Origin of the sequence: Secundilactobacillus malefermentans DSM 5705 = KCTC 3548, assembly GCF_001436395.1 — a bacterium.
Lineage (GTDB): Bacteria > Bacillota > Bacilli > Lactobacillales > Lactobacillaceae > Secundilactobacillus > Secundilactobacillus malefermentans.
Genome location: NZ_AZGJ01000070.1, coordinates 1 through 6217, shown reverse-complemented (window position 1 = coordinate 6217; position 6217 = coordinate 1). Strand labels below are relative to the sequence as shown.

The following is a 6217-nucleotide window of genomic DNA, read 5'->3' as shown; positions in this document are numbered from 1 at the left end:
AATATATAGGGTCTATAATATACAAATAACCCCTCAAAAACGTTGTTAAAATAGCCCCCAACATCTACATTATAGATATTGGGGGCTATTTTAATTTATTCTTTTATAAGTGCCCCTAAACTATAGCTATTGATTCAAGATTTCATGGGAGCCAGTTGCAACCAATAACAAAATCAATTCATCATGATCTAGCTGATAAATAACAATCCAGTTGTCATAATTTTTACCATAGTTTCCATATCTGGCAGGGTGAAATTCACGATAGCCACGCCAATTTCCTTTTAATGCATGATCTTTAATCTGTTTCAAAACAAGTACATCTTGTTCAACAATTGCTTCTAAACAAGGCTTCAAGACAGTTATTGGAAAATGTTTTTTGACTAGTTTTTTTAATTCACGTTCAAAAGATTTGGTCTGTTTAATTTGCATCTAACTTATCGATCCAATCTTCAAAGTCAGTCAATGAACCAATGTTTTTGACCTGCCCTGTTTCTGCTTCTTTTTTAGCGGCTAAGGCTTCCGGAGAATCTAAAAAGCTGACTAATCGAACTTCATTATTGGCCGCTTTAACTAACGATAAGCGTATATACTCAGAAACGGTTAGCCCTTGTTTTGCTAGATTAGCTTTAGCCCGTTCACTAATGTCAGGTGTTACACGAGTTGAAATTGTCTTGTTTTTAATAATAGTATTACTCATTCTAATCCGCCTCCTTTAAGTTTACCATCGTACTACATTATAATATTCGATTTTTAGGTTTTCTGCAACTAAATTAATTTTAAAGTAAAGGAGCTAACAGCTTATGCAACAAGTTGTCTTAGAACCTGTCTAGTATCTTTTAAGAACTATCTTCAGGAAGGCCAATACAACCATTTGAAGACTGCTGTTAAGGGCACGTTCACAGTTTTTCCAAAGTCGCCGACATTTGTCTAGCCAACTCCATGAACGTTCAACGATCCATCGTTGCGGTAACACCGTGAACATATGCAACTCGTTGCGTTTAGCTACCGTCGTCTTAGCATTCAAAATGAGCTTCACCTGATCCGCAAAGTCATTGCCAGTGTAGCCACCATCAACCATGACATGCTGAACCAGCTCTAAAGTTTGGCTAGCCAAACTATAAACATAGCCAATGCACCTGAACGATCTGATACATTAGCTCATGTCACGAGAATGGCTTGTGGTAAACCATTAATATCAACCGCCATATGACGCTTAATCCCTGAAATCTTTTTGCCGCCATCGTAGCCACTATTTTTCGTTAAATCAGTGGTTTTAACACTTTGAGCATCAAAAATCACAAACGACGTTCGGGCCGATCGGCCCTGTGCAAAGCGATAGGAAGAAACAGTTTTTTTAAAAGCCTTTCTAATAGCGAATCAGCTGTCGGGTCTGGTTTATCTCGCCACATATCGTAATAGCGGTAGACAGTGTGCCATTCCGGGAAATCGTGCGGTAATTCACGCCATTGACACCCTGTAGTAAGCGAGTAAAGGATGGCATTGAATACGTCATAAAGATCATAACGACGCGGTCTTGTATGCTTACGGAAGTTTTCTAAATCAGGTTGTATTAACGCAAATTGCGCTCGAGAAATATTGCTTGGATAATCTGGCATGACAAACTCCTCAGTCGGTTTTCCACAATTCTACCAGATTCAGCAGATACTAGACAGGTTCTAAGAGGCATTTCACCATACTAACAAGAAAACCAAAAATTCCCAGATCATTAATTTAACATATCGTATCAAACCACGCCTGGAATATTATCTAGGCGTTTTTTTAATGTCATGGTATTTTCTGGCAGAAAGGTTGCATTATTGTAACTACAGTTGTAAACTAATAAGTGTTAAGAGGCTACAAACGTAAACTTAGAATTCAATTAATGGAGGAAGCCAATTGAAGGATGCAAAGAATGTAACCATCACCGATTCTGAATGGATGGTTATGAGAGCAATTTGGACAATGGGACATGCGACTAGTCGTGAACTAATCGATGCTATGAACGAATTAGAAGGCTGGTCAGCTTCAACAACCAAAACGCTACTTCACAGGTTGATTCAAAAACAGGCGGTTGCGCAGCATGGCGGCAGTCGACCATTCACGTATAAGCCGGTTGTTGGCGAGAAGGAATCAATGGCGGCAGCGGCAGATGATTTGTTTGACCATATGTGTGCGATGCGGGCTGGTTCAACAATTGCCGGCGTTATTCAGTCAAGGGAACTCTCACGGGCGGATATTGCGAACTTACAGGCGATTCTAGCTGAAAAGGCCAAAACAGCGCCCGAGGAAGTTCAGTGTAACTGCTTGCCAGGTGATCAAACGTGTTAAGACTGTGGTGTTCTGTTTACTTTTAGGATTGCTGCACAAAAATCCAGAATCTGGGATTTCTGATGGCGGAAACTTATGAATTTTTGTCGTAATTCTCATTCATATAGTGGCATGGTGCTCCGCAAAGCAGAAGCCTAAATATAAGAACCTGGTGGAAAAATCCCGAGCCCGGGGATTTCCACACAAGGAACTTATATTCCGGCTTCTAACCGCTTTGCTACGCACACTTATTTTTAGGGGGTCGATAATCATGGCAAATAAAGAGGACCATATGAACATGAAAAACATGAGTGCTAAGAATATGGAAAATAATGAATCAAATATGAGTCATATGGATCACGATATGGCCGAAATGGATCATGGTCAAATGAACATGGATCACGAAACTATGAATATGAGTGGGATGAATCACGGTGATATGGATATGGCTGGGACCGACATGATGATGCACGGTGGCTCAATGATGCATATGGGGAATTTGAAAGTTAAATTTTGGGTCTCCGTTGTCTTAGCGATTCCAGTTTTACTGTTAGCACCAATCATGGGTTTAAACGTTTCCATCCTTAGTTTCAGTTCACCGCTAATTGTTGGCATTATCATCGTTTTGTTTGATACAGCACTTTACTTTTATGGCGGAATGCCATTTTTAAAGGGGGCTAAATCGGAAATTCAGGATAAATCTCCTGAAATGATGACGCTAGTAACCCTTGGAATTTCCGTTTCGTATTTCTACAGTTTGTACGCATTTATTGCCAACAACTTCTTGAACCCGGCAAATCATGTAATGGATTTTTCGTTCGAACTTGCAACCCTGATTTTAATTATGCTTCTAGGACACTGGATTGAAATGAATGCATTGATGGGGGCTGGGGATGCCTTACAAAAGATGGCGGCCCTGTTGCCTAAGACGGCCCATCTAGTTACAGATAATGGTGAAACAAAAGAAGTGCCAGTATCTGATTTAAAAGTTGGTCAAGCTTTCCAAGTGCGTTCAGGTGAGAGTATTCCAGCCGATGGTGTTATTACGGCTGGGGAGTCGACCGTGAATGAAGCACTGGTAACCGGTGAATCTGCTGCCGTTACCAAGAACGTTGGCGATAAGGTCATTGGTGGTGCAACTAACAATAACGGGACGCTAACGGTTAAAATTAGTGGTACTGGTGACTCCGGCTATCTTTCTCAAGTAATGAAAATGGTTCAAAATGCCCAGCAAGCTAAATCTAAAGCAGAAGATAAAGCTGATTTAGTTGCCAAGTATCTATTTTACGCGGCATTTGGTGTTGGGATTATTGCTTTCTTTGCCTGGTTACCCCAGGGATTGGCGACTGCAATGACGATCATGGTGACCGTCTTCGTGATTGCTTGCCCGCATGCATTAGGATTAGCGATTCCATTAGTGGTTTCTCGTTCTACTACGATTGGCGCTCAAAATGGGCTATTAGTTCGAAATCGCCAAGCCATTGAAGCAAGTCAACATGTTAGCCACGTTCTCTTGGATAAAACTGGCACGTTAACAGAAGGTAAATTTACGGTGAATGCATTGATTCCAAATGATGGGATTGACGAAACAACGTTATTAAGCCGACTGGCCGCCCTTGAAAATAATTCGACTCATCCGCTGGCCCAAGCAATCATTACTGAAGCCCAAGCGAAGGACATTGAAGTCGTTGCGGCTGAAAAGTCTCAAAATATTCCGGGCGTTGGTATTTCCGGTAATGTTGATGGCACTGACTATACGATTGTTAATGGTAACTATTTAACGAAGCAAGGGATCAGGTTTGACGAGGCCGCTGCTGATAAATGGGCTGCTAAGGGTAATTCCGTCAGCTTCCTATTGCAGGGCACCCAAGTTCAAGGAATGGTTGCTGAAGGCGACACCATCAAAGCGGGTGCTAAGGAATTAATTAGTGGTCTTCAGAGGCGAGGAATTACCCCCGTAATGCTCACTGGCGATAATCCAAAAGCCGCGGAACACGTTGCTAACTTACTGGGATTGACTGAATTCCATGCAGGCCTATTACCAGATGATAAACAAAAGATTATTGCTGATTATCAAGCAAAGGGCAATCACGTCATCATGGTTGGTGACGGCGTAAATGACGCACCAAGTCTTGCCGCGGCCGATATTGGAATTGCAATTGGCGCCGGAACCGATGTTGCCATTGATTCCGCTGATGTTGTGTTGGTTAAATCAGAACCCAGCGATATTTTACATTTTCTTGATTTGGCTAAAATCACAAATCGGAAAATGGTTCAAAATCTCTGGTGGGGAGCAGGCTACAATATTGTCGCAATTCCACTCGCTGCCGGTGTGTTGTCATTTATTGGAATCATTCTAGACCCAGCCGTTGGTGCTGTGGTCATGGCGATGTCGACAATTATCGTGGCAATTAATGCGATGGGATTGACTGGTGAAAAGATTAAAAACGTGTAATTAAGTGATGACAAAAAGAGGAGAAAGATCAGCTGGTAGTCTGGTCTTTCTCCTCTTTATGATCATCATGTTAATTACTTATCTGGTTGCTCAGTTAATTTCGCCAATTTTTGATGCAGCCTAATGTCATATTGCCTGGTAATTGGCATTAACACCGCGACCAACCCGCAAATGGCAGCACCGATTCCTGCAATCACAAATAGGCGTTCAATGCCAATCACATCAGCTAGGGGACCGGCAAAAATTAAGCCAATTGGTCCAGCTAGATTCAACAAAGAATTCAAAACGCCTAGAATCTGCCCTAACTCTTCTGCTGGATAACTTTGTTGAATCATTGCCATTAAAAGCGTTGTAAAAAATGGGGTCGCAATTCCTTCAATGATGTTTAAAGCTGCGAACCATAAAAATCCGGTTTGGTTACCTGGCAAAATGCCGCTAATACCGGTTGGAATGCCAACCAGGAAAAACGCGATGATTACGGGCTTCATCCGATCCTGCCACTTACCAAAGAGGCCAATGATAGTGCCGCCGATTAGCATGCCAGTTGAATAAATGGCTTCAATTAAGCCAGCCTGACTAACGGTTCCCTGAAAGTATTTCATGGTCATGAGTGGATACATGCTGGCAGCAGGCATGTAGGTTAGTGTGAAGACGGCGCCGATCAACGTAATGTACCACAAGCCCTTGTTGTTCGTAAGTTGTTTGATCCCCAAGCGGGTGTTGTGGAGCACATGCATTGGCTGATCAATTTTTTCATTGTTAGGAATTTGTTGAACCCACGTTAAAATACAAATCCCAATGATGGCCCCAAGTACGTCTAACAGAATCAAGTACTCGATGGGGATAAACGCAAATAAAAACGCGCCCAGTGCTGGGGCAATAATCATATTCGCGGATTGCACCATTCCCAGTTGGCCGTTCATACGGGTAATTTCTTTGTCTGGCACCATTGTGGGCATTACCGATTGAATCGTTGGCATCTGGAAGGTTTGCGTACAAGACTGCATCAGTAATGAAATAAAAATGAGCCAAAGTGGAAATACATGAAAGACCGTTCCGGATACGGAAAGAATAATAGCGAAACAGGCAGCAAAAACGTCCGGGAAAATTAGGAGGCCTTTTTTGTTCCACCGATCAACCATAGGACCAACAAACGGACTAAGAATCATCATTGGCAGCATTCCTAAAATAGTAGCAATGCTCAATACCGTTGCTGAACCGGTTTTCTTGGTCAAATACCAAATAGTGGCGGCCTTCTTGATTATCAAATAATTTTTCACCACTTCTATAAGCGGCGTTGGCAATGGCACTGTATCCTTTACCAGCACTAATTATAAAATTGCCCCTAAAAAGCATTGAAAGAATAACCCCTAATATCTATAATGTAGATATTAGGGGTTATTTATTCTCATATTATAAAAATGACTTCTTCTATTCGTCATTTTTTCGATACCT

Annotated in this window: 5 protein-coding genes and 1 pseudogene; 2 read left to right on the top strand and 4 right to left on the bottom strand. The window is 41.8% G+C overall.

What is annotated here, in order from left to right:
* Positions 1-126: 126 nt before the first annotated feature.
* The 3 genes and pseudogenes from FD44_RS09350 to FD44_RS10770 all read right to left on the bottom strand — a co-directional run bounded on the left by FD44_RS09350 (position 127) and on the right by FD44_RS10770 (position 1616).
* Positions 127-429 carry a type II toxin-antitoxin system YafQ family toxin gene (locus FD44_RS09350; RefSeq protein ID WP_005917927.1) on the bottom strand — a complete coding sequence of 101 codons (303 nt, stop codon included), beginning with the start codon at positions 427-429 and terminating at the stop codon, positions 127-129.
* Complete coding sequence (locus FD44_RS09345) at positions 419-697, bottom strand: plasmid mobilization protein (RefSeq protein ID WP_003625288.1); 279 nt, start codon at positions 695-697, stop codon at positions 419-421. The genes FD44_RS09350 and FD44_RS09345 overlap by 11 nt, the downstream gene beginning before the upstream one ends.
* Before the next feature lie 129 nt (positions 698-826).
* A pseudogene (locus FD44_RS10770) lies at positions 827-1616 on the bottom strand (IS5 family transposase).
* Between the two features lie 280 nt (positions 1617-1896).
* On the opposite strand from FD44_RS10770, the gene FD44_RS09330 reads away from it, so the two are divergent.
* Positions 1897-2328: a CopY/TcrY family copper transport repressor gene (locus tag FD44_RS09330; protein WP_002816262.1), complete on the top strand. Its 432-nt coding sequence runs from the start codon at positions 1897-1899 to the stop codon at positions 2326-2328.
* A 250-nt stretch (positions 2329-2578) separates the two neighbouring features.
* Positions 2579-4762 (top strand): heavy metal translocating P-type ATPase, encoded by a 2184-nt coding sequence (locus FD44_RS09325; RefSeq protein ID WP_010620847.1) that lies wholly within the window; start codon positions 2579-2581, stop codon positions 4760-4762.
* A 74-nt stretch (positions 4763-4836) separates the two neighbouring features.
* Here the strand turns inward: FD44_RS09325 and FD44_RS09320 are convergent, their stop codons facing one another.
* On the bottom strand, positions 4837-6051 hold the full coding sequence (locus FD44_RS09320; RefSeq protein WP_413052689.1) for an MFS transporter: 1215 nt from the start codon (positions 6049-6051) through the stop codon (positions 4837-4839).
* Positions 6052-6217 lie beyond the last annotated feature (166 nt).

What these genes read in the sequence shown, in the direction of transcription:
- FD44_RS09350 (WP_005917927.1), bottom strand. Translation starts at nt 429, where the DNA reads ATGCAAATTAAACAGACCAAATCTTTTGAACGTGAATTAAAAAAACTA.
- FD44_RS09345 (WP_003625288.1), bottom strand. Translation starts at nt 697, where the DNA reads ATGAGTAATACTATTATTAAAAACAAGACAATTTCAACTCGTGTAACA.
- FD44_RS09325 (WP_010620847.1), top strand. Translation starts at nt 2,579, where the DNA reads ATGGCAAATAAAGAGGACCATATGAACATGAAAAACATGAGTGCTAAG.